Annotated in this window: 19 protein-coding genes and 1 pseudogene; 16 read left to right on the top strand and 4 right to left on the bottom strand. The window is 69.8% G+C overall.

Annotated features, from left to right (window positions below; all coding sequences use genetic code 11):
• The first annotated feature begins 80 nt into the window (after positions 1–80).
• From OG559_RS06465 to OG559_RS06440, 6 genes are all read left to right on the top strand, one after another.
• Positions 81–1,037: a MurR/RpiR family transcriptional regulator gene (locus OG559_RS06465; RefSeq protein ID WP_405113415.1), complete on the top strand. Its 957-nt coding sequence runs from the start codon at positions 81–83 to the stop codon at positions 1,035–1,037.
• On the top strand, positions 1,037–1,795 hold the full coding sequence (locus OG559_RS06460; protein ID WP_405113413.1) for a sugar isomerase domain-containing protein: 759 nt from the start codon (positions 1,037–1,039) through the stop codon (positions 1,793–1,795). Before OG559_RS06465 ends, OG559_RS06460 begins: the two co-directional genes overlap by 1 nt.
• Positions 1,796–1,876: 81 nt before the next feature.
• Positions 1,877–3,289 (top strand): N-acetylglucosamine/diacetylchitobiose ABC transporter substrate-binding protein, encoded by a 1,413-nt coding sequence (gene ngcE, locus OG559_RS06455; RefSeq protein WP_405113411.1) that lies wholly within the window; start codon positions 1,877–1,879, stop codon positions 3,287–3,289.
• A 5-nt stretch (positions 3,290–3,294) separates the two neighbouring features.
• Positions 3,295–4,278, top strand: a complete 984-nt coding sequence (locus OG559_RS06450) for a carbohydrate ABC transporter permease (protein ID WP_405113409.1) — start codon at positions 3,295–3,297, stop codon at positions 4,276–4,278.
• Entirely contained in the window at positions 4,275–5,183 is a 909-nt protein-coding gene (locus OG559_RS06445; protein WP_405113407.1) for a carbohydrate ABC transporter permease, read from the top strand. Before OG559_RS06450 ends, OG559_RS06445 begins: the two co-directional genes overlap by 4 nt.
• A gap of 102 nt (positions 5,184–5,285) precedes the next feature.
• The gene (locus OG559_RS06440; protein WP_405113405.1) at positions 5,286–8,801 is read left to right on the top strand and encodes a discoidin domain-containing protein; all 3,516 of its coding nucleotides are present in this window, start codon (positions 5,286–5,288) and stop codon (positions 8,799–8,801) included.
• 92 nt (positions 8,802–8,893) lie between these two features.
• Here OG559_RS06440 and OG559_RS06435 read toward each other — a convergent pair whose 3' ends face one another.
• A complete protein-coding gene (locus OG559_RS06435; protein WP_405113403.1) occupies positions 8,894–9,913 on the bottom strand; it encodes a LacI family DNA-binding transcriptional regulator in 1,020 nt (339 codons plus the stop codon).
• A 524-nt stretch (positions 9,914–10,437) separates the two neighbouring features.
• Here OG559_RS06435 and OG559_RS06430 point away from each other — a divergent pair.
• The 9 genes from OG559_RS06430 to OG559_RS06390 are packed head-to-tail and all read left to right on the top strand — an operon-like array spanning position 10,438 to position 19,599.
• Positions 10,438–10,791 (top strand): L-rhamnose mutarotase, encoded by a 354-nt coding sequence (locus OG559_RS06430; protein WP_396669526.1) that lies wholly within the window; start codon positions 10,438–10,440, stop codon positions 10,789–10,791.
• Positions 10,788–11,969, top strand: coding sequence for an L-rhamnose isomerase (gene rhaI, locus OG559_RS06425; RefSeq protein WP_405113401.1), 1,182 nt, complete (start codon positions 10,788–10,790; stop codon positions 11,967–11,969). Before OG559_RS06430 ends, rhaI begins: the two co-directional genes overlap by 4 nt.
• Before the next feature lie 37 nt (positions 11,970–12,006).
• Positions 12,007–14,040, top strand: a complete 2,034-nt coding sequence (locus OG559_RS06420; RefSeq protein WP_405113399.1) for a bifunctional aldolase/short-chain dehydrogenase — start codon at positions 12,007–12,009, stop codon at positions 14,038–14,040.
• Between the two features lie 16 nt (positions 14,041–14,056).
• Complete coding sequence (locus OG559_RS06415) at positions 14,057–14,275, top strand: helix-turn-helix domain-containing protein (protein WP_405113397.1); 219 nt, start codon at positions 14,057–14,059, stop codon at positions 14,273–14,275.
• A complete protein-coding gene (locus tag OG559_RS06410) occupies positions 14,272–15,702 on the top strand; it encodes a rhamnulokinase family protein (protein ID WP_405113395.1) in 1,431 nt (476 codons plus the stop codon). Before OG559_RS06415 ends, OG559_RS06410 begins: the two co-directional genes overlap by 4 nt.
• A gap of 2 nt (positions 15,703–15,704) precedes the next feature.
• Entirely contained in the window at positions 15,705–16,478 is a 774-nt protein-coding gene (locus tag OG559_RS06405) for a (Fe-S)-binding protein (protein ID WP_405116421.1), read from the top strand.
• Positions 16,475–17,896 carry a lactate utilization protein B gene (locus OG559_RS06400; RefSeq protein WP_405113394.1) on the top strand — a complete coding sequence of 474 codons (1,422 nt, stop codon included), beginning with the start codon at positions 16,475–16,477 and terminating at the stop codon, positions 17,894–17,896. The genes OG559_RS06405 and OG559_RS06400 overlap by 4 nt, the downstream gene beginning before the upstream one ends.
• A complete protein-coding gene (locus tag OG559_RS06395; protein ID WP_405113392.1) occupies positions 17,893–18,498 on the top strand; it encodes a lactate utilization protein C in 606 nt (201 codons plus the stop codon). The genes OG559_RS06400 and OG559_RS06395 overlap by 4 nt, the downstream gene beginning before the upstream one ends.
• Positions 18,499–18,543: 45 nt before the next feature.
• On the top strand, positions 18,544–19,599 hold the full coding sequence (locus tag OG559_RS06390) for an MsnO8 family LLM class oxidoreductase (RefSeq protein WP_405113390.1): 1,056 nt from the start codon (positions 18,544–18,546) through the stop codon (positions 19,597–19,599).
• Positions 19,600–19,819: 220 nt separating this feature from the next.
• On the opposite strand, the gene OG559_RS06385 is transcribed toward OG559_RS06390, so the two are convergent.
• The 3 genes and pseudogenes from OG559_RS06385 to OG559_RS06375 all read right to left on the bottom strand — a co-directional run.
• Complete coding sequence (locus OG559_RS06385) at positions 19,820–20,647, bottom strand: DUF72 domain-containing protein (RefSeq protein WP_405116419.1); 828 nt, start codon at positions 20,645–20,647, stop codon at positions 19,820–19,822.
• Positions 20,648–20,732: 85 nt separating this feature from the next.
• A complete protein-coding gene (locus tag OG559_RS06380; RefSeq protein WP_405116416.1) occupies positions 20,733–21,770 on the bottom strand; it encodes an NB-ARC domain-containing protein in 1,038 nt (345 codons plus the stop codon).
• 45 nt (positions 21,771–21,815) lie between these two features.
• A pseudogene (locus OG559_RS06375) lies at positions 21,816–21,980 on the bottom strand (helix-turn-helix domain-containing protein); the annotation flags it as partial.
• 225 nt (positions 21,981–22,205) lie between these two features.
• On the opposite strand from OG559_RS06375, the gene OG559_RS06370 reads away from it, so the two are divergent.
• A complete protein-coding gene (locus tag OG559_RS06370) occupies positions 22,206–23,996 on the top strand; it encodes an ABC transporter ATP-binding protein (protein WP_405113388.1) in 1,791 nt (596 codons plus the stop codon).
• Positions 23,997–24,024 lie beyond the last annotated feature (28 nt).

Raw genomic sequence — 24,024 nt, 5'->3', positions numbered from 1 at the left:
CTGAGGTTCATTGCCCCCACCGAGATCCTGCAATTAGTTTTCACGAACCGAATCTAACAGTGATAGGACTTTTCATCATCATGTCTTCGGCTGAAGTACCCCCGGCGCAAACGACTGCCGAGTTCGGCGTCAGCAGTCGCATCCGGGCGCAGCTGTCACACATGACGCAGTCCATGGCCAAGATCGGCCAGCTGCTCCTGGAGAACCCCGAGCTGCCGCTCCAGTTGTCGATCACCGAACTCGCGGAGCGCGCGGGCACCTCGGCGGCGACGGTGACCCGCTTCTGCCGGCTGATCGGCTACGGCGGCTACCTGCCCCTGCGGGTCAGCTCGGCGGCCGACCTTGGGCGGTCGAGCGCGCAGGACACCTGGGAGCAGGTGATCGGGCACACCTTCCACCCGGGGCAGGACCCCGCCGAGGTGTTGCGGATGCTGCTCAACGCGCACGTCGGCGCGTTGCAGGCCACCGCCGATCTGGCCGACCTCGCCCTGTTGCAACGGGTCGTCGCCGCCATCGCCGCCAGCTGGCACGTGGACATCTACGGCATCGGCGGCAGTGGGCTCGTCGCCGCCGGCATCCATGAGCGCCTGTACCGGATCGGGATCAACGCGCATGCGTGGACCGAGGTGCACCTCGGCCTCACCAGCGGCGCGCTGCTGGGGGAGGGCGCCGTGGCGATCGGCATCTCCAACAGCGGTCGCACCAGCGAGACAGTGGAGATGCTGGCGCTCGCCGGTTCGCAGGGCGCGCTCACCGTGGCCCTGACAAGCGATCCCAGCTCGCCGCTCGCCGCAGCCGCCGACATGCACATCCAGAGCTACGCGCCCGGCGAATACCTCCAGCCCGGGGACTTCGCCGCGCAGCACGCCCAGCTGTTCGTGTTCGACCTGCTCTACCTGATGGTCGCGCAACAGAACTTCGAACGCACCACGACCATGCTGGCCCGGACCGCTGCGGCCATCGCCACCCATCGTGAAACCCAGTCCCGGCCGCCGCGTGCCGCGACCGCCTCCCCGACGAACGGAACGCCTTCCTGATGACGACCCTCTTCCGTGACTATTCCACGCATGTCTCCAGCCGCCTCAGCGCCATCGACGAGGAGGCCCGTTCGGGCGGCCTGGACGGGGCGATCGAGCTGATCGTCAACGCGATCGAGAACGACGGCGTGCTGCACGCCTTCGGCACCGGTCACTCCGAGGCCTTCGCGATGGAGATCGCCGGCCGGGCCGGCGGGTTCATCCCGAGTCACGCCATCGCGCTGCGGGACCTGGTCCTGTTCGGGGACCGGACCGACGCCTCCATCCTCGTCGGTGCCGAGTTGGAACGCGACAACAGCATCGTGGACGAGCTCTACGACCTGTACGAGATGCACCCGGCCGACGTGTTCCTCATCGCCTCCAACTCGGGCGTGAACGGCTCGATCGTCGGGCTCGCCCTGCGCGCCAAGGCCGAGGGGCATCCGGTGATCGCCGTGACCAGCCTCGAACACACCAACGCGGTCGCCCCCAAGCATCCCAGCGGGAAGCGGCTCTCGGACGTCGCCGACATCGTCCTGGACAACCGTGCTCCGTACGGAGACGCCACCCTCGGCCTCGGTGACGGGCTCGGGGTGGGGGCGGTCTCGTCGATCACCGCTGCTTACCTCGCGCAGCTGCTGACCATCGGCGCGGCGGAGCGCATCCGGGCGGCCGGGCAGGTGCCGCCGCTGTACATCTCGGCCAACATTCCCGGCGGCGACGAGCACAACGGCGCCCTGGAGCGGCGCTACGGGACGCGCATCAAGCCCGTCGCGTAATCCCGGGCAGCCCGCCGCCGCAGCGGACCGCCACGGCCATAGAAATCGCAGACAGCAAGGCCCATCGAAAGGTAGCCACCCATGTCCTCTGAATTGAAACCATTCAATCGCCGGCTGTTCCTGCGGGGCGCGCTGGCGACGTCGCTGGTACCCGTCGCCGGTGTGCTGGCCGCGTGCGCCTCGCCGGGCGACGACGAACCCAAGGGCACGTCGACCACCGGCGCCACGAGCGCCCAGAACCCGTTCGGACTGGCCGCCAACACCGAAGTCGACGCGGTCATCTTCAACGGCGGCTACGGCTACGACTACGTCACGTTCGCGGGCGGCCTGGCCGAGGCGAAGCACAGCGGCATCAAGATCAAGGTCCAGCCGTCGACGGAGATCGCCCAGGAACTCCAGCCCCGGTTCGTCGGTGGTAACCCGCCTGACCTGATCAACAACGGCGGTGCGGGCAAAATCTCGCTGAGCACGATCGTCGACCAGCTGGAGACCCTCGACGACGTCCTCGACGCGACCAACTACAGCGGCACGAAGATCGCGGACAGCCTCTACCCGGGGGTCAAGCTGCCCGGCACGTTCAACGGGAAGTTCGTCGCGCTGAACTACGTGATGACCGTCTTCTCGCTCTGGCATTCGGCCTCGCTGTTCGAGGAGAACGGCTGGACCCCGCCGAAGACCTGGGCCGAGGCGAAGGATCTCGGCGCCAAGGCGAAGGCGAAGGGCAAGTACCTGTTCGTCTTCGGCAAGGAGGCGGCCAACTACTACCACTGGACGCTGGTCGACTCGGCGATCAAGGAGGGCGGGCACGAGGTACGCCTGGCCCTGGAGAACCTGGCGCCGAACGCGTGGTCACACCCGGCGGTCCAGGGCGTTCTCAAGGAGATCCACGACATCGTGCGGGCCGGTTACATCGTGCCCGGTGGCGCGGGCACCCAGTTCACCGCCGCGCAGGCGAAGTGGAGCAACGATCAGCAGGCTCTGCTGTACAGCTCGGGCGGCTGGATCGAGAACGAGATGAAGAAGGCCACCAAGGCGGGCTTCCGGATGACCGGTGTGCCGGTGCCGACCCTGTCGACGAGCCCGGCGCTGCCGTTCGAGGCGCTGCGAGCCGCGGCCGGCGAACCGTTCATCGTGCCGGTCAAGGGCAAGAGCCCGGCGGGTGGCAAGGAGGTTCTGCGCGCGATGCTCTCCAGCGAGGCCGCCGCCAACTTCTCGAAGACCCGGCTGGCACCGACGATCGTCAAGGGGACCGTACCGGCCGACGGCTACGGCTCGACCGCGCTGGTCTCGCAGACCAAGATGCTCGAGGCCGCCGGCCAGAACATCTTCGACTTCGTCTCCGAGGGTTACTACGGGATGGGCGCCGACCAACTGGTCCTGTGGAACTCGTTCCTCGCCGGCGACCTCGACGTCGCCAGAATGACCAAGGGCCTGCAGTCCGTGAGCGACAAGATCGCGAACGACTCGTCCATCCAGAAGATCAAGGTTAGCTGAATGCGATGACAGGTACGACGATGCTGGGCGGCCGGCGTGCCGCCAAGCGCCGCCGCAAGCTCACCTTCGACCGGGTGAGCTTCATGGCGGTATTCCTGGTGCTTCCCCTGGCCATCTTCGCGATCTTCGTGATCTCGCCGTTCGTCCAGGCGCTGTACTTCGCGATGACGGACTGGACCGGCTTCTCGCCGGACATGCGCTTCATCGGTCTGGAGAACTTCGTCAGGCTCTTCGGTGACGATGTTTTCCTGCGCGCTCTGCTGAACAACGTAGTGCTCGCGATCGTCGTGCCCATCGTGACCATCGCGCTCGCTCTGGCGATCGCCAGCATGGTCACCGTCGGTGGCCCGAGTACGGGAACCGTGCGGGGCCTTCGCGGGTCCAGCTTCTACCGGGTCGTTTCGTTCTTCCCGTACACGGTGCCCGCCATCGCCGTCGGGCTGATCTGGGCCCAGGTGTACGACCCGTCGAGAGGGCTGCTCAACGGCCTTCTCGCCGGAGTCGGCCTCGACGGGTTCGCGGACTTCCCGTGGCTCGGCAAGGCCACCACCGCGTTGCCGGCGTCTATCTTCGTCATCATCTGGAGCTTCGTCGGCTTCTACACCGTGCTGTTCGTCGCGGCGATCAAAGGTATCCCGGCGGAGACGTACGAGGCCGCGCGCCTGGACGGTGCCGGTCGCTTCCGCACCGCCTTCTCGATCACCATCCCGCAGATCCGGGACAGCGTACGGACCGCGTACGTCTACCTCGGCATCATCGCCCTCGACGCGTTCATCTACATGCAGGCGTTGAACCCCACCGGCGGGCCCGAGTACTCGACGCTGACCATGAGCCAGCAGTTGTACACCGTGGCCTTCCGTAAGGGGCAGTTCGGGTACGCGACCGCCATGGGCGTGGTACTCGCGGTGGTGACCCTGCTGTTCGCCGCGATCGTGTTCCTGGCCGACCGCCTGACCGGCGGACGTGCCGACGGGAAGGAGCGGACATGACCGCGCTCACCGCCGAGAAGGCACGCCCGGCCACCTCGGCCACCCCCGCGCCGCCTCGACGTCGCCGGAAAACCAGCCGTGGCGACATCGCCGTCGCGACGACCTCACACACCCTCCTCGTCGCCTGGGCCGTCATCGTCATCGTCCCGTTCCTGTGGACGGTCATGTCGTCGTTCAAGTCGACCGGTGAGATCCTGGCGTCGCCGTTCTCGCTGCCCAGCGAGTGGAGCTTCCGCAACTACGCGGCCGCTTGGACGGGTGCCGGGATCGGCGGCTACTTCCTGAACACGGTCATCGTGGTGGGCACCGCGCTGTTCATCGTCATGTTGCTCGGCGCGATGTGCTCGTACGTGTTGGCGCGGTTCCGCTTCCCGGGCAACCGGCTCATCTACAACGCGCTGCTCACCTCGATGACGTTCCCGCTGTTCCTCGCGATCGTGCCGCTCTTCTTCATCCTGCGGAACTTCGGGCTGCTGAACACCCTGCCGGGCCTGATCCTGACCTACGTCGCGTTCGCCCTTCCGTTCACCGTCTTCTTCCTGCACTCGTTCTTCAAGGCGCTGCCGGACGAGATCCACGAGGCGGCGCAGATCGACGGCGCGGGGGAGTGGAGCACGTTCTTCCGGGTGATGCTGCCCATGGCGAAACCCGGTCTGGCCTCGGTGGCCATCTTCAACTTCCTCGGGCTGTGGAACCAGTTCCTACTGCCCATCGTCCTCAACACCGATCGTGACAACTACGTGCTGACGCAGGGCATGGCGGTGTTCGCGTCGAGGGCCGGCTACGCGGTCGACTTCGGCGCCCTGTTCGCGGCGGTCGTGATGACCGTCCTTCCCGTACTCGCCATCTATGTGATCTTCCAGCGCCGGCTTGAGGGCTCGGTCTCACAAGGCACCTTCCGCTAGCCCGCGCCAACCCTCCGCATCTAGCCAACCCCGCACGCCTATCGCTAGGCGTTTCACGTCCACCAGGAAATGAGGACAGTCTTGCGCGCGACTCTCCGCCGCATGATGGCCGCTGGGCTCATCGTCGCGGCGACGACAACCTGGGGGCTGGTCAACGCCCCCACCCACGCATCGGCGGCCCCGTCGGCGTCGAACATCCCGGCCGACCCGTACGACGTTCCCGGCTACGCCCCGGACGGCACGACCAACGTGGCCGCGAGCGCCAGGGTGACATCCTCGTCCAGCTACGAGATGGCCAACGAGTCCTGGGCCATGTCGCTGCTCAACAACGGAGTGGCGGGCAAGGCCGACGGCTGGAGCACCAACCCGTACGACAAGGTGCAGGTCCCCACCACGGCGGCCTGGGCGAGCTACGACCTCGGGGCGTCACACGACATCGACCGCGTCGTCGTGTTCCCGAGGGACAAGAGCTTCCCCGCCGACTACCGCATCGAGGTGTCGTCCGACGGCAACGAGTACCGCAGCGTCTTCACCAGCACCGGCAACGCGGCCGGCCGCACCGCGCCCCAGGTCGTCGACCTGGCCGACGTGGAGGGCCGCTTCCTGCGGCTGTACGTCACCCGCCGCAACGGCGTCGCGACCGGTGACGGATACCTCGTACAGCTCTCCGAACTGGCCGTCTTCGGCGGGCTCAACGAGACGATCCTGTCCATCGAGAAGCCCGCGCTGCTGCTGGAGACCGGGACCGTCGAACGGCTGCCCCACCGGGCGATCGCGCCCAGCGGGACCCCGAAGCTTGTCTGGACCTCGTCCGACGTGGGTGTGGCCACCGTTGACGGCTCGGGCGTGGTGACCGCCGTGGCGCCGGGCAAGGCGGTGATCACGATGGCCGCGCCGCAGCTGGAGAAGTCCAGGTCGATCCCGGTCGAGGTCCGGAACGAGGTGGAACGGGTCGAGGACAAATTCGTGATTTCGGCCTTCTGGCCACCCACCACGGAACACGTGAACGAGACCCAGTACAGCTACCTGGGCGACGCGGGGATCGACCTGGTGCTCGCGACCCAGCTGCACACCTCCAAGGAAATCAACATGGAGATGGCGCGGCTGGCGCACAAGAACGGCTTCCAGATCATGGTCCAGGACGGCCGCATCGGGCCCGGCATGGTCAACATGACCGACGAGCAGATCCGGCAGGAGGTGCTGGGATACACCAACGTCCCGGGCGTCGGCGGGTTCTTCATCGTGGACGAGCCGTACGACCCGACCCCGTTCGCCCGGGTGTTCAACACCATCAAGGAGGTCGCGCCCGAGTACGACGCGCACCTGAACTTCCTGCCGAGCTTCGTGTACGGGTCCGAGGCCGAGTACGCGCGGGTGACGCAGGGGTGGCTCGACCGGGTCGGTGACCGCGGTTACCTGATGTACGACCGGTACCCGTTCGGCTGGACCGAGAACAGCCTCGACTACACCGGCTTCCTGAACAACATGAACACGGTGCGGAAGGTCGGGCTGGCCAACAACGTCAAGACGGCGCAGTACCTGCAGGCTGTCGGTGTTCCTGGCAACTTCCGGCGGATGAACCCGACCGAGATCCGCTACGAGGCCAACATGGCTCTCGCGTACGGGTACAAGAATCTCTCGTACTTCACCTGGTGGACGCCGACCAACCGCGGCGAGGTCTTCACCGACGCCATCATGACCGCTGACGGGCAGAAGACCGAGCTGTTCGAGCCGGTGAAGCAGCTCAACAGCGAGATCCACGCCCTCGGGCCCACCCTGATGAGGCTGGACGCCAAAGAGGTCTACCTCAACGGTCAGACCTGGGGCCAGGAGGCGGTGCCGGCGGACTTCCTGGTGCGCTCGCAGTCGAACGACGACCTCACCTTCTCGTACATGCGCGACCGCGAGAACGGCCGCAACTACGTGATGGTCGTCAACAACAGCTTCACCCAGGCGAAGGACGTCTCGCTGCGGTTCGGCACCGGGATCGGCTCGCTCGAGGAGATCAGCCGGCAGACCGGCAAGCCGGTCGGCGTCGCGCTGGACAACGGCGCCCTGAACCGCAAGTTCGACAAGGGCGAGGCCGTCCTCTACGCGCTCCCCGCCGGCTACGACTACGACGCTCGCGCGACTCCGGTGAACTCCAACATCGCCCAGCACAAGCCGGTCACCGCCGACAGCACCCAGAGCGGGGGCGACTGGTCGCCGACCGGCGTCACCGACGGGCAGCGCTTCGCGCAGGGCGCCGTGAACGGGTGGAGCACGCCGGCCACCGAAGCCTCCCGGAAGGCGAACCTCACCGTCGACCTCGGCAGGGAAGAGACCCTGAACCGGATCGACCTCTACCCGGCGGGCACCGCCATCGACTACGGCGGCACCTTCCCCCGGGACTTCACCGTCCAGGTGTCGACGAACGGCGAGTCGTGGCGAACGGTCAAGACCGTCACCGGTCAGGGCCGCGCCGCCGGTCCGCTCAGCTACAGCTTCGACGCCACCAAGGGCCGCTACGTGCGGATCGCAGTGCAGGAGATGAACCGGTGGGGCGGCGGCTACGCCGCGGCGTTGGCCGAGCTGGAGGTGTACCACGACGACGGCGGCACCCCGGCGCCCCAGTCCCCGCCGGTCACGCCCGCGCCACCGCCGTACGTCGAGGGCCAGAACATCGCCAAGAACAAGACGGTTGTCGTGTCCTCCACCACCCCCGACAGCACCTACGAGCAGTGGGGCTATGCCTCCAAGTTCCTGGTCGACGGGCGGACGGACAACGGTTGGACCAGTAACATCCGGCGACACACGACACCCAACGCGCAGGAGTGGGCCGTCGTCGGGCTGCGCGCCGACTACGACGTGAGCGAGGTGAAGGTCCACGCGCTCGGCGCCTTCCCGGTCGACTACAAGGTGCAGCTCTCATCGGACGGGGGCGAGTGGACCACCATCGCCGACGTGACGGGTGACAACGGCAGCACCGCAAAGCCACGGGTGTTCACCCTGGACAAGCCCGTGCGCGCCGCCTTTGTTCGGGTCATCGGCAGCAAGCTGCGCATGGGCGGCAGTGCGGCCGACGGCTACCTCATGCAGGTGGCGGAGATCGAGGCCTTCGGCACACCGGCCAGCGACCGGCAGGCACTGCGGGAGCGGATCGCGGAGGCCGAGGGCAAGTCGGAACCGCAGTACACGGCCGACAGCTGGGCGGGCCTCACCGACGCACTCACGAAGGCCAGGACGGTCGCTGCGGCCGCCTACCCCTACCAGTACGAAGTGGACAAGGCTGAGCGGGCGCTGGCCACGGCCCTGAAGGCTCTGGTCCGTCATCCCAACTGGGAACGCACCGTCGAGTACCGCAAGGGTGCCCGCGTGATCCACAACGACCGGGCGTACGAGGCCCAGTGGTCCACGCGCGCCGAAGTGCCTGGCGTCTCCCCCTGGGGCGCGTGGGCCGAGGTGGGCGTCCCGGTGGAGACCCCCAAGGGCAAGCACGCCTCGTGGACGAACTCGTGGATCTACACCAGCGGCGACATCGTGGCCCACGACGGCCACCTGTGGAAGGCGCAGTGGTGGACCCGCAACCAGGAGCCCGGTGACCGGAACGGGCCCTGGCTCGACCTCGGGAGCTACTGACAGGTCAGTGAAGGCCGGGGCGCGGTCGTCACGACCGCGCCCCGGCCTTTCTGGTCATCACCTCGCGTGACCGCCCGGCGGATGGAGGCCGGCTACCTCGTGTGGTCGCTGGAGCGGCGCACGACCAGCTCCGGCTGGAACACCACGTGTCGGTGCCGGTGCGTCTCGCCGGACTCGTCCTCCTCCAGCAGCAGTTGCGCCGCGGTGCGGCCGAGCTGCTCGCGGGGTTGACGCACCGACGACAGCGGCACCGCCGCCGCGCCGGCGAACTCGATGTCGTCGTAGCCGACGATGGCCACGTCGGCGGGCACCCGCATGCCGCGCGTGGTCACCTCCTGCAGCACGCCGAGCGCTATCAGGTCGTTGGCGCAGAAGACGGCGGTGGGACGTTGCCGGGAGGGCAGGGCCAGCAGGTTCTCTGCGGCGCGTCGTCCGGCGGCGACGGTCAGGTTGGTGGTCGTCGCGACCCGCAGTTCGGCGCCGTCACCGCGCTCGTCCAGCGCGGCGGCGGCGCCGGCGTGCCGTTCGGCGACCTGGGCGATGGAGAACGGGCCACCGAGGTACGCGATGCGGCGGTGGCCCTGGTCCAGCAGGTGGTCCATGGCCAGCCGGCCGCCGAGCACGTCGTCGACGGCCACCGAGCAGCGGCTGGCCCGGCCCGAGCCCCGGTCGACGAGCACCACCGGAATACCGCGGTCGATCAGCTTCTCCAGGTTGGGCTGGGAGCCGTGATGGACCGGGGTGATGAGCACGCCACGGACCCGCTGCTCCTCCAGCAGTTCCAGGTGCCGGCGTTCCCGGGCGCTGTCCTCGCCGCTGTTGCAGACGATGAGCATGGCGCCGGCTTCCTCGACCACCTGTTCGGCGCCGCGCACCACGTCGGTGAAGAACGGGTTGGCCACGTCCAGTACGACGATGGCGATGGTGCGACTCTGTCCGGCGCGCAGTTGGCGAGCGGAGTCGTTGCGGACGTAGCCGAGCTCGGTGATGGCATCGAGCACCCGCTGGCGGGTGGCGGGGGCGACCGTGTCGGGCCGGTTGAGCACGTTGCTCACCGTGCCGACGGAAACGCCGGCGTGCCGGGCCACCTCTTTGATGTTCGCCGCTGCCATGACTCCCTCGACGATCGGTGCGGTGGTTGGTTGCGGCCCGCGGTCGGGGTGCGGGCACCTCGCTCGCGGTGTCTCCTGCTGCCGTACCGGCGGGTCGGAACGGGTCCGACCGGTTGACGGCCGGGAGTCTATAGCGCTTAAAACGTTTCATCCAGCCACGGACGGTGCCGGCGCGCCCCGGGTGCTGGCTGCAGGAGCGGTTCCGGAACCGGCCTGTAGGTCCGCTCGGGCAACAGGCGAGAAATCACCGGGAAGCCCTTGACGGCGTGAATGCCTGCCCCCTACGGTCCAAGCACAGGAAATGAAACGATTCAGGAGGTCGGATGAACCCCGGCGCACTTGGGCGCGGACGGAGCTCCGCTGCCGGTACTGGACGGCGTCGGCAAGTTCAGCGTGGTCGTCCTCGGCCCGCCCACCGTCTTCGACAAGAGCGACATCGACCAGTTTCAGTTCTGACCGCCCACCCGGCGGTGCCGGCGCCCGTCGCGCCGGCACCGCCCGGTGGAGGCACCGATGGGAGAACCATGCCCCGCGTCTGCTTCACCCTGCAGGTCGATCCCGCCCGCCTGCACGAGTACCGGGCCCGGCACGCGCGCGTGTGGCCGGAGATGCTCGCCGCCCTGGCCGAGTGCGGATGGCGCGACTACTCCCTCTTCCTCCGTGAGGACGGCCTGCTCGTGGGGTTCCTGGTGACCGACGACTTCGCGGCGGCACAGGCCGCCATGCAGGCCCGCGACGTCAACGCCCGCTGGCAGGCGGAGATGGCGTCCTTCTTCCTCGACCTCGACCAGGGCACGGCCGACCGTGCCATGCGGCCACTGGACGAGGTCTTCAACTTAGCGGCGCAGCTCGCCGCCCAGACGGGAGAAACACCATGACCCAGACCGACGCGCCGACGGAGGAGGGAGTCAAGCAGGCCCTGCGCGCGCAGCGCATCGAGACCCCGTCCTGGGCGTACGCGAACTCCGGCACCCGCTTCAGGGTCTTCCCGCAGGAAGGTGTGCCCCGCAACCCGTACGAGAAGATCGCCGACGCCGCGACGGTGCACCGGCTGACCGGGGTGGCACCCACGGTGGCCCTGCACATTCCGTGGGACCAGGTCGACGACTACGCCGCGCTGGCGAAGCACGCGACGGACCTGGGGGTGGCGCTTGGCGTGATCAACTCGAACGTGTTCCAGGACCCGGACTACATGCTTGGCAGCGTCACCAATCCGGACCCGCGGGTGCGCCGCAAGGCGACCGACCATCTCCTCGAGTGCGTCGACATCATGGACGCCACCGGATCGCGCGACCTGAAACTGTGGTTCTCCGACGGCACCAACTACCCGGGCCAGGACGACATCCGCGCCCGGCAGGACCGCCTCGCCGCCGCGCTGCGGGAGGTGTACGGCCGACTCGGTCCGAATCAGCGGATGCTGCTGGAGTACAAGCTGTTCGAGCCCGCCTTCTACACCACGGACGTGCCGGACTGGGGCACCGCCTACGCACACTGCCTGGAGCTCGGGCCGAAGGCGCAGGTCGTCATCGACACCGGACACCACGCGCCGGGCACGAACATCGAGTTCATCGTCGCGTTCCTGCTGCGCGCCGGAAAGCTCGGCGCCTTCGACTTCAACTCCCGGTTCTACGCGGACGACGACCTCATGGTCGGCTCCGCGGACCCGTTCCAGCTGTTCCGCATCATGCACGAGATCGTGCGTGGCGACGCCCTGCGCCCGGAGGCCGGCATCGCCTTCATGCTCGACCAGTGCCACAACATCGAGCCGAAGATCCCCGCGATCATCCGCTCGGTGCTCAACGTGCAGGAGGCCACCGCCAAGGCCATGCTCGTCGACGCCGACGCGCTCGCCGCCGCGCAGCAGGCCGGTGACGTGCTCGGCGCCAACGCGGTCCTGATGGACGCCTACAACACCGACGTGCGGCCGCTCCTCGCCGAGCTGCGCACCGAGCTGGGCCTGGACCCCGACCCGATCGCCGCCTACGCCCGATCCGGCTACTTCGAGCGCATCCGCGCCGAACGCGCCGGCGGGCAGCAGGCCGGCTGGGGCGCCTGACCACCACCCGAGAACGCATACAGGAGACGTGAAGACGATGCATCCCGAGGTACAGGCACTCATCGCGCGCAGCAACCGGCTCGGCGCCGACACGACCACCACCAATTACGCCGGCGGCAACACCTCCGCCAGGGGCGGGGCCACCGATCCGGTGACCGGTGGCCCCGTCGAGCTGCTCTGGGTCAAGGGCTCGGGCGGCGACCTGGGCACGCTGACCGAGGCCGGCCTGGCCGTGCTCCGGCTCGACCGCCTGCGGGCCCTCGTCGATGTCTACCCGGGCGTCGAGCGGGAGGACGAGATGGTCGCCGCGTTCGACTACTGCCTGCACGGGCGGGGTGGGGCCGCGCCGTCGATCGACACGGCGATGCACGGTCTGGTCGACGCCGCGCACGTCGACCACCTGCACCCCGACGCGGGCATCGCGATCGCCGCTGCCGCCGACGGGCCGGAGCTGACCAAGGAGATCTTCGGCGACCGGGTGCTGTGGGTGCCGTGGCGGCGGCCCGGCTTCCAGCTCGGCCTCGACATCGCCGCCGTGGCGAGGGCCAACCCGCAGGCGATCGGCGTGATCCTCGGCGGGCACGGCATCACGGCCTGGGGGGCGAGTAGCGAGGAGTGCGAGCGCAACTCGCTGGAGATCATCCGTACCATCCAGGCGTACCTCGACGACCGGGGCCGGGCCGAGCCGTTCGGCCCGGTGATCCACGGATACGAGCCGCTGCCGACGGACGAGCGGCAGGCCCGCGCGGCGGCGCTGGCGCCGGTCCTGCGGGGCCTGGCGTCGACCGACCGTCCGCAGGTCGGCCACTTCACCGACAGCGACGTGGTGCTCGACTTCGTCGCCCGCGAACGGCACCCCGCGCTCGCGGCGCTCGGCACCTCCTGCCCGGACCACTTCCTGCGCACCAAGGTCCGCCCGATGGTGCTCGACCTTGCGCCCGCCGCCCCGCTCGAAGACGTGATCGGCCGGCTCACGGAGTTGCACACCGCCTACCGCGACGACTACCGCGCCTACTACGAGCGGCACGCCACCGGCGACAGCCCGCCGATGCGCGGCGCCGACCCGGCCGTCGTCCTCGTGCCCGGGGTGGGCATGTTCAGCTTCGGGGCCAACAAGCAGACCGCCCGGGTCGCCGGCGAGTTCTACGTCAACGCCATCAACGTCATGCGCGGCGCCGAGTCGGTGTCGCGGTACGCGCCGATCGACGAGGCCGAGAAGTTCCGCATCGAGTACTGGGCCCTCGAAGAGGCCAAGCTCGCCCGGATGCCCAAGCCCAAGCCCCTCGCCACTCGGATCGCCCTGGTCACCGGCGCCGGCTCGGGCATCGGCCGGGCCATCGCCCACCGCCTCGCCGCCGAGGGCGCCTGTGTGGTCGTCACCGACCGGGACGCCGCCGCCGCCGACACCGTCGCCGGTGAGCTGGGCGGGCCGGACGTCGCGGTGGCCGTACCGGTGGACGTCACCGACGCCGAGGCGGTGGCCGCCGCGGTCCGCGCGGCGGTGCTCACCTACGGCGGCCTGGATCTGGTGGTGAACAACGCCGGGCTGTCGCTGTCGAAGTCGTTGCTGGAGACAACCGAGGCGGACTGGGACGTACAGCACGACGTGATGGCCAAGGGCTCGTTCCTGGTCTCGCGGGAGGCCGCCCGGGTCCTCATCGATCAGGGAATGGGCGGCGACATCGTCTACATCTCCAGCAAGAACTCCCTGTTCGCCGGCCCGAACAACGTCGCCTACGGCGCCGCCAAGGCCGACCAGGCGCACCAGGTCCGCCTGCTCGCCGCCGAACTCGGCGGCTACGGCATCCGGGTCAACGGCATCAACCCCGACGGCGTGGTCCGCGGCTCCGGCATCTTCGCCGGCGGCTGGGGTGCCAAGCGCGCCGCCGTCTACGGGGTGCCGGAGGAGGAGTTGGGGGAGTTCTACGCCCGACGCACGCTGCTCAAGCGCGAGGTGCTGCCCGAGCACGTGGCCAACGCGGTCTTCACGCTCACCGGCGGCGAGCTGTCCCACACGACGGGTCTGCACATCCCGGTGGACGCCGGCGTCGCTGCGGCCTTCCTCCGCTGACCCGGCGTGGTGCGGGATGAGGACGACGAGGCTCGTGGAGAATCCGGTGCTCGACGAGGAGGACCTCCGGCTGCTGCGGTTGCTGGCGACGGGGGTGCCGCTGGAGACGGTGGCGCGCCGATCGGGGATGTCCGAACGGACCGTGCGCCGGCGGATCCGGGCCATCTGCGACCGGCTCGGCGTGACCGCCCCGATTCAGGCGGTCGTGTGGGCAGTTCGGCGGGGAATGCTGTGAGCACCGTCCGCCTCGCCGCCGTGGACCTGGGCGCGTCCAGCGGCCGGGTCATGCTCGCCCACGTCGGACCGGGCCAGCTGGAGCTGGCCGAGGTGCACCGGATTCCCAACGAACCCGTGCGGGTCGGGAACACCTTGCACTGGGACATCCTCGCCCTCTATCGGGGCATCCTCGACGGCCTGCGCGCCGCCGGGCCGGTGACCAGCATCGGCGTCGACTCCTGGGCCGTCGACTACGGGCTGCTCGACGCCTCCGGCGCGCTGCTCGGCAACCCGGTGCACTACCGGGACAGCCGCACCGACGGGGTGGCCGAGCGGGTCGCCGAACAGCTGGGCGAGGAGCAGCTCTACACGACCACGGGCCTGCAACAACTGCCGTTCAACACGCTCTACCAGCTCGCCGCCGCGGCCGGCACGCCGCAGCTGGACATCGCCCGCCGGCTGCTGCTGATCCCGGACCTTGTCGCGTACTGGCTCACCGGCCAGCTCGGCGCCGAGATCACCAACGCCTCGACGACCCAGCTGTACGACCTGCGCCGGCGGGCCTGGGCCACCGGCCTGATGGCCGACGCCGGCATCCGCAGCGAGCTGTTCCCGCCGCTGCGCGAGCCGGGCACCCGGATCGGCCCGGTCCTGCCCGACCTGGGGCTGCCTGGCTCGCCGCAGGTGGTGGCCGTGGGTTCGCACGACACCGCCTCGGCGGTGGTGGGCGTGCCGGCGGCGGGGAACCGCTTCGCCTACATCTCCTGCGGCACCTGGTCCCTGGTGGGGGTCGAACTCGACGCCCCGGTGCTCACCGAGGCGAGCCGGCAGGCCAACTTCACCAACGAATCCGGCGTCGACGGCACGATCCGCTACCTGCGCAACGTGATGGGTCTGTGGCTGCTGCAGGAATCGCTGCGTACCTGGGGTGGCCCCGACCTGCCCGATCTGCTGCGGCGGGCGGCCCTCGAACCGGCCTTCCGCTCCGTCGTGGACCCGGACGACCCGGCGTTCCTGCCGCCCGGCGACATGCCCACGCGCATCGCCGACGCCTGCCGGCACGCCGGCGAGCCGGTACCCACCACCCCGACCGCCACCGTCCGCTGCATCCTCGACAGCCTCGCGCTGGCGCACCGGCGGGCCGTCCGCCAGGCGCAGCAGCTCTCCGGCCGGCACGTCGATGCCGTGCACATCGTCGGCGGCGGCGCCCGCAACGAACTGCTGTGCCAGCTCACCGCCGACGCCTGCGGGCTGCCGGTGCTCGCCGGGCCGGTCGAGGCCACCGCGCTCGGAAACGTCCTGGTACAGGCCCGCACCGCCGGTATCATCGGCGGCGACCTGGCCGCCCTGCGGGCCGTGCTGCGCGAGACCCAGCACGTCGTGCGGTACGAGTCGCGCGGCGACGAGGCGGCCTGGCGGGCCGCCGAGACCAGGATGGGTGGGTGAACATGCGCATCGCCCTGTTCGTGACCTGCCTCGCCGACACTCTCTTTCCCGAGGCGGCGAAGGCGACGGTGCGGTTGTTGGAGCGTCTGGGGCATGAGGTGGTGTTCCCGGCCGATCAGACGTGCTGCGGGCAGATGCACGTGAACACCGGTTACCCGGACGAGGCGTTGCGGCTGGTGCGCCGGCATGTGCGGGTGTTCGCCCCGTACGACGTGGTGGTCGCCCCGTCCGGCTCCTGTGTCGGGTCGGTGCGGCACCAGCACGCGATGCTGGCCCGCCGGGCCGGCGACGAGCGGTTGGCCGGTCGGGCGGAGGAGGTGGGCCGGCGCACGTACGAGCTGTCGGAGTTGCTGGTCGACATGCTGGGGGTGACGGATGTGGGGGCGTACTACCCGCATCGGGTGACGTATCACCCGACCTGTCATTCGCTGCGGATGCTGCGGGTGGGCGATCGGCCGCTGCGGCTGTTGAGTGCGGTGCGGGGTTTGGATCTGGTGGAGTTGCCGCAGGCGGACGAGTGTTGCGGGTTCGGTGGGACGTTCGCGGTGAAGAACGCGGACACCTCCACGGCGATGCTGGCGGACAAGATGCGTCATGTGTTGGCGACGCGGGCTGATGTGTGTACGGCGGGGGACGCGTCGTGCCTGATGCACATCGGCGGTGGCCTGTCCCGGCTGAGGGCGGGCGTGCGCACGGTGCATCTGGCGGAGATCCTGGCAAGTACGGAGGGCTCGGAGACGGCGGGGGAGCGGGACCGGTTGGAGGTGCGATCATGAGCCGCACGTTTCTGGGCATGCCGGCGACGGCGCCGCGCGGGGTGGGGCATCTGCGTGGCGACGAGCCGTTCCCCGCGGCGGCCCGGCGGGCGTTGGGTGACGCGCAGCTGCGCCGCAACCTGCGCCACGCCACCACCACCATCCGGGCCAAGTCGGGGGCGGTGATCGACGAGGTGCCGGACTGGGCGGAGCTGCGCGCCGCTGGATCGGCGATCAAGGCCGACACCATGGCCCGTCTGCCGGAGCTGCTCGAACAGTTGGAGGCGGCGGTCACCGCGGCCGGTGGCACCGTGCACTGGGCGGCCGACGCGGTCGAGGCGAACCGGATCGTGACCGAGTTGGTGGCCGCGACCGGCAGCGACCGGGTCATCAAGGTCAAATCGATGGCGACCCAGGAGATCGGCCTCAACGAGGCGCTGGAGGCGGCCGGGATCGAACCGGTGGAGACCGACCTGGCCGAGCTGATCGTGCAGCTCGGCCGGGATCGACCCAGCCACATCCTGGTGCCGGCGATCCACCGCAACCGGGCGGAGATCCGGGAGATCTTCCGGCGGGAGATGCCCGACGTCGACCCCGGGCTGACCAGCGAGCCGGCGGCCCTGGCCGCCGCCGCCCGCCGCTACCTGCGCCGGATCTTCCTGAGCACCCGGGTAGCCGTGTCCGGGGCGAACTTCGCCGTCGCCGAGACCGGCACCCTCGCGGTGGTCGAGTCCGAGGGCAACGGACGGATGTGTCTCACCCTCCCGGAGACCCTGATCACCGTGATGGGCATCGAGAAGGTCATCCCCCGGTGGGCGGACCTCGGGGTGTTCCTGCAACTGCTGCCGAGGGCGTCGACCGGGGAACGGATGAACCCGTACACCTCGATGTGGACCGGGGTGACTCCCGGCGACGGGCCGCAGCAGGTGCACCTGGTGCTGCTGGACAACGGCCGCAGCGCGGTGCTCGCCGACGAGGTCGGCCGGCAGGCACTGCACTGCATCCGCTGCTCCGCCTGCCTCAACGTCTGCCCGGTCTACGAGCGCACCGGCGGGCACGCCTACGGGTCGGTCTACCCGGGGCCGATCGGGGCGGTGCTGTCCCCCCAGCTGACCGGGGTCGCCGACAACGCCTCCCTGCCGTATGCCTCATCGCTCTGCGGCGCCTGCTACGACGCCTGCCCCGTCATGATCAACATTCCGGAACTGCTGGTCCACCTGCGCAGCCAAGCCCCCCACCCGCGCGCCGAAGCGGCGGTGATGGCCGCGGCCGCGTACACGATGGACCACCCGGCGCTGTACGCGGCCGCGCAGCGGGCCGCGGGCCTGACCCGGGTCGCCGGCCGCGCCCTGCCCCCACCGCTGAACGGCTGGACCAGCAGCCGCGACCTGCCGCAGCCGCCATCGCAGACCTTCCGCCAGTGGTGGGCCGAGCGGTGAACTCACGCCAGCTTGTGCTCGGCCGGATCCGCGCTGCCCTCGGCGACACCCCGGCGACACCGGTCGATGTGCCACGCGAGTACCGGCCCGCCGGCTCCGCCGCCGACCTCGACCTGCTGGTCCACCGACTGACCGACTACCGGGCCACCGTCCACCGGTGTGCCGGCGGCGAGGTCGCGCAGGTGATCGGCCGGATCCTCGGCGGCCGGCGCATCGTGATCCCGCCCGGACTGCCCCGCCACTGGCTGCCCGACAGCGTTGCCACGGTGATCGACGAGAACCTCACCGCGGAACAGATCGCCGCCGTTGACGGGGTCGTCACGGCGGCCGCCGTGGCCGTCGCCGAAACCGGCACCGTGGTCCTCGACGCCGACCCGGACCAGGGCCGCCGGATCATCAGCCTGCTGCCCGACGTGCACGTCTGCGTGTTGCGGGCCGACCAGGTCGTTGCCAGCGTGCCGGACGCCCTCGCCCGGGTTGCTCCGCACCGGCCACTGACCTGGATCAGCGGGCCCTCCGCCACCAGTGACATCGAACTCAACCGGGTCGAGGGCGTCCACGGGCCCCGACAGCTGCACGTCGTGATACTTCCCCCCGCCTAGGTCCCGCTGGGCCTCACCTGTTCGGAGATTCCGAGGAGTTCGTCCATGAAGCTGTCCATCGTCGATCTCGGGACTGTTGCTCCCGGCACCACGCAGGTCGAAGCGTTGGCCGACTCGTTGGAGGTCACCCGCCATGCCGAGGTGGCCGGTTTCCATCGGGTGTGGTTCGCCGAGCACCACCTGAGCCGCTCAGGGGCTTCCCATCATCCCGAGTTGTTGATCGCCGCGGCAGCCATGCAGACCTCCAGCATCCGGTTGGGTTCCGGCGCGGTCCTGATGAACCACTACAGCCCGTTCAAGGTCGCGGAGATGTTCAAGCAGCTTGAGGCGATGGCTCCGGGCCGGGTCGACCTGGGGATGGGGCGCGCGACGGCCGGCCCCGTGATCGACCTGGCACTGCAGCGCGACCGGAGCAACCCCGCCCAGGCAGATCATCAGCAACAGGTGCTGGAGACGCTCGCCTGGTTGTACGAGGCATTCCCCGACGGCCACCCGTTCGCGGGCAACCGGCTGATGGACTCGGTGCCAGAGGTCCCGCAGACGTGGCTGCTCGGATCGAGTCCGAGCGGATCGGACCTCGCCGCCGGACTCGGCATCGGCTACACGTTCGCCGGGTTCATCAATCCCCGATCCGCCGCGTCCGCTCTGCGGCACTACCGCGAGACGTTCAGGCCGCAGGGGTTCGGGCTGGAGTCGCCACGGGCGATCCTCGCGGTGAACGTCACCGTCGGCGAGACCAAGGCCGACGGCGAGCACCTGGTGAACTCGGCCAAGGGCTTCTACGCCCGGCTGGGCCGTGCGGGTGGCAACGCAATGATTCCGTCGGCCGACGACGGGGCCCGCGAGCTCACCACGTCGCAGAAGGCCGAGCCCGTCACGATCGTGGGCGAACAGTGGCCACGGTTCGTGGCCGGCGGGCCCGCGGACGTGCGCGCGACCCTGGAACAGATGGCGCGGGAGAGCGGCGCGGACGAGTTGATGATCCAGAACCTCATCGCCGACCCCGCCGACCGGCGGCGCTCCCACGAACTCCTCGCCGAAGCGTTCGGCCTCACCCCGCGCCAGCACCCGCCCACGACCCGTGCGGGGTCCTTCTCCTGACGTGCTTCGGTATCGGGTAGACCATCGCCCGCTGCGGGTGTACGCCATCGACCGGCCGTCGGCCCGGCGACGCCACCCCGGGTGGCGGGTGTGACAGGCGTGACGAACGCCGGGTCGCCGGCCGCCGGGCTCGCCCCACGAGGGCCAGGGTAGGCCGGGAGCCTGCGAGGCCGCTGTCCCGGTACGAGCCTGTCCCGATACGACCGGGCGGCGATCGCGGTCAGAACAGGGTCAGGGGCGCGGCCGGCATGGGGTCGGGCAGTGAATCCAGTTCGGGTACGCGTGCCCGTACGGCGTCGTGGAAGCGGCGGGCGAGCACGGGCGCCTCGGCGTTGTCCGGGGTGTGGACGAACACGGTGGGCGTGCGGCCCTCGCGCAGCCATCCGACGGTGACGTCGATCCACTGCTGCCAGCCCTCCACGGTCCGGGCGGGGTCGTCGCGGCCGAGATACCGGACGATCGGCCGGTCGGTCAGCGCGCGCGATCGGAGCGGCATGCGCGGCTTCCTGGTCCACGCCTTCCGTTCCGCGTCGCTGGTCGGAGGGCTCCGGAAGAACGCGGTGGTGTCGAACGGGATCCACTCGGCAGCCGCGGCGGCGAGCGCCTCCTCCAGGAGCGACGCCGAGCGCGGGTCGTCGAAGAACGCGGGGTGCCGGACTTCCACGGCGTACCGGTGGGAACTGGGGAGCCGGCGCAGAAAGCGGGCGAGCACGGCGACGTCAGCCGGGCCGAACGATCCCGGCAACTGGATCCACAGGGCGTGGGCCCGTGGGCCGAGCGGCTCGATCGCGTCCAGGAAGACCCGAAGCGCCTCGTCGACGTCGACGAGGCGTCGTTCGTGCGTGATGAGCTTCGGCACCTTGAGCACGAAGCGGAAGTCGGGGTCGGTCTGCTGCGCCCACGAGGCCACGGTGTCCCTGGTCGGGGTCGCGTAGAAGGTCGTGTTCCCCTCGACGGCGTCGCACCAACCGGCGTAGTGCCGCAGGCGCTCGTGGGACGGAAGTGGATGTGCCAGCAGGCGCCCCTGCCATGCCTTGTGGGTCCACATCGCGCAGCCCACGTGAAGACGCATCACCCCGCCCCCTTCCGGCCCGCCGTTGCCGGCGGGCGTCGACCGTACATGACCGGCGGGACTACGACGCCCGCAGCGCGGGGTAGGTCAGCTCTTCGCCGTAGGCGCGCAGCAACTCGGGCAGTACGTAGTAGTCGGGGTGATCCTCGACCAGATGCAACCGCGTCAGCTCGCACATGAGCGGGTACACCTTGGTCGGAGAGACCAGGGCGAGGGCGGCAGCGCTCCTCGTCGTGAAGTGGCTCTCCGGGTGGCGGGCCAGCAGTCGGAACAACCGGGCGGCGTCCGGGGTGAGCGCCGCGTACGACCAGGAGAACACCGAACGGATGTTCGTCGCCGGATCACTGTCGGCGAGGACGTCCAGCCGCCGGCGCGCGTTGCGCAGCTGCCCGGCGAGGTAGTCGAGTGAGGTGCTGGGATGCCGGTTCGCGAAGGTGGCCGCGCCGGCCAGCGCCAGGGGCAGCCCCTCGCAGTGCTCGATGATCTCGTCGAGCGCCGGATGGTCGGCGGCCGCCCGTAGGGCACCGAGCCGGCGGGCGAGCAGTTCCCGGGCCTCGATCAGTGGCATGCGGGACAGCGTCAGCAGGTCGGCGCCGTCGGCGGTGCCCAGGCCGGAAAGTCGGTCCCGGCTGGTCACCAGGACCAGCGAGCCTGCCGACCCTGGCAGCAGGGGGCGGACCTGTTGGGCATCGCGGGCGTTGTCCAACAGGATCAGCATCCGACGGTCAGCCATCAGGGTCCGGTACAGGCCGACCTGAGCGTCCGGGTTCGTCGGCATCTGGTGCGGCGGGAAGTGCAACGCCGCAAGGAGACTGTGGAGGGCCGCGCCGGTCGTCGACGGGCTGTGGTGCGGGTCGAACCCGCGCAGGTTGAGATAGATCTGGCCGTCGGGGAACCGGTGGCGCACCCGGTGGGCCCAGTGAACGGCCAGGGTGGTCTTGCCGATTCCGGCGCTGCCCACGATCGCCAGGGTGACCGTCGCGCCGTCTGTCGCGGTCAGGTGGGCATCGAGCAGCCGCATCGGCTCCGCCCGCCCGACGAACGAGGGGATGCCGGCCGGAAGCTGCGCCGGCACCGGGCCCGGCATCAGATCAGTCACTGTCCGTGTTGGAAGTGTCCGCGATTTTGTGATCAACGCTGCCGCTTCTTCGTCGCTGAGAGTAAGCGCTTCGGCCAGTTTGCGAAGTGTGCCTGTGTGTGGCTGCTGGATCCGGCCGGTTTCGAGACCGCGGATCGTGCCCACGCTCAACCGCGAGAGGCTGGCCAGTTCTTCCTGCGTAAGTAGGGCCCGTCTGCGTAGGGCGCGCACGAGGCCGGCGAGTGGGGCGGCTGGCGCGGGCGCGTCGTGACTCGGATCCTCCGCCAAGGCCGTGCCCCCAACTTGATGACTTATTGACGGTTAGTTATCTGGATCTACCCGCATGCTCGGGAGAAAGTGTAGCCACTCTCCGTCGATTTTCAGGAAGGGGGCTCACGGATCCTCATGGCCTCAAACCCGCCTGCCGCCTCGGCTTTCCGGCAACTGCTCAGGTACGTGCGTCCTCACCGTCGGGTCCTGGCGGTCGGCACCGTGGTCAGCTCCGCCGGCGGCGCCGCAGCCCTGGCGACACCGCTGCTGGCCAGGGAGTTCGTCGATCGGTTGGGCTCCGGGCGACCGATCCTCGGGCTGAGCGTCCTGCTCTGCGGGATCGTGCTCGCCGGTGCCGTCGTTGCCGCCGCGGGCCGGTACCTGATCGACCGGACCGCCGAGGAGATCGTCCGCGACGTCCGGTCCGGCCTGGTCACCCGGCTGCTGCGGCTGCGGGTCGGTGCGCTCAACACCACGCCCCCCGGCGACCTGATCTCCAGGGTCACCGCAGACACCACGCTGCTCCGTCACGCGACCACCAACGACCTGGTGGACCTGGTGCTCGGGACGGTCGTCCTGCTCGGGATGGCCGGGTTCATGGCCTACCTGGACCCGGTCCTGTTCGGCGTGGTGGCCGCGGTGATGCTGTTGGTCGGCGGGGCCATCGCCCTGGTCATGCCGCGCCTGGGCGCGGCGAACCGGCGGGCGCAGGATGCCCTCGGCGACATCGGCGGCCAGTTGGAACGCGCTCTCGGCGCGTTGCGCACCATCAAGGCCAACGGTGCGGAGCGACGCGAGGCCGGGGTGATGCACCGGGCGGTCGACACGGCCCGCGACGAGGGGATCACCGCCGCCAGGTGGAGCGCCATCGCCGGTTCCGCGTCCGGACTGGTCGTTCAGCTGTCCTTCCTCGCCGTTTTCGGGGTCGGCGGTGCCCGGGTGGCCGACGGCAGCCTGCCGGTGTCGTCGTTGATCGCCTTCCTGATGTACCTGTTCTACCTGTACTCACCGATCAACCAGTTGGTGCAGGGGGTCAGCGGGCTGCAGGCCGGGATGGCCGCCGTGCGCCGCGTCGAGGAGGTCGAGGCGCTCTCCACCGAGCCGGACGACCGGGAGTCGACCATCGGCGCCGGACGAAGCGCCCCGGCCGTCGACATCGCTCCGAACGGCGTAGCCGGCCGGTACCCCGGCGACGGCCCGTCCGCCGAGGTCGCCGTCGCCTTCCGCGCGGTTCACTTCCGGTACGCCCCCGACGGGCCGGACATTTTGTCCGGAGTGGACTTCGAGGTGCCGGCGGGGGGGATGACCGCGCTGGTCGGCCCCTCCGGCGCCGGCAAGTCGACGGTGTTCGCGTTGCTGGAGCGCTTCCACGAGGCGGACTCCGGTGTGGTGGAGTTCGCCGGCCGCGACGTGTGTGACCTGCCCATCCCGCAGCTGCGCGCGGACCTGGGGTACGTGGAGCAGGACGCGCCCGTGCTGTCCGGGACCCTTCGGGAGAACCTCCTCTTCGCCGCGCCGGACGCCTCCGCCGCCCAACTCGCCGAGGCCATGGAACAGACCCGGCTGAACGATCTCGTCAGTCGCCTCCCCGACGGCCTGGACACCCTGGTCGGGCATCGGGGGATGAACCTCTCCGGCGGGGAACGGCAACGCATCGCGATCGCCAGGGCCCTGTTGCGCCGTCCCCGGGTGCTGCTGTTGGACGAGGCGACCTCCGCCCTGGACGGGCTCAACGAGCTGAGCCTGCGCGACGCGATCGCCGAGGTGGCGCGGGTCAGCACCGTGCTGATCATCGCGCACCGACTCTCCACAGTGACCATGGCGCGGCAGATCCTGCTCCTCGACGGTGGCCGGATCCGAGCCCGTGGCACCCACGCCGAGCTGATCGACTCCGACGACCTCTACCGAACCCTTGCGATGACACAGCTGCTCGACGCGCAGTCCGGCGCGGTTCGACGCACGGCCACCGCCTCCTGATCCACTGCGCAACGAAGGATTGGCCAGA

Source organism: Micromonospora sp. NBC_01405 (assembly GCF_045040155.1).
Classification (GTDB): Bacteria; Actinomycetota; Actinomycetes; order Mycobacteriales; family Micromonosporaceae; genus Micromonospora.
The sequence above is the reverse complement of the archived record's forward strand: the minus strand, read 5'-3'. Positions and strand labels throughout refer to the sequence as shown.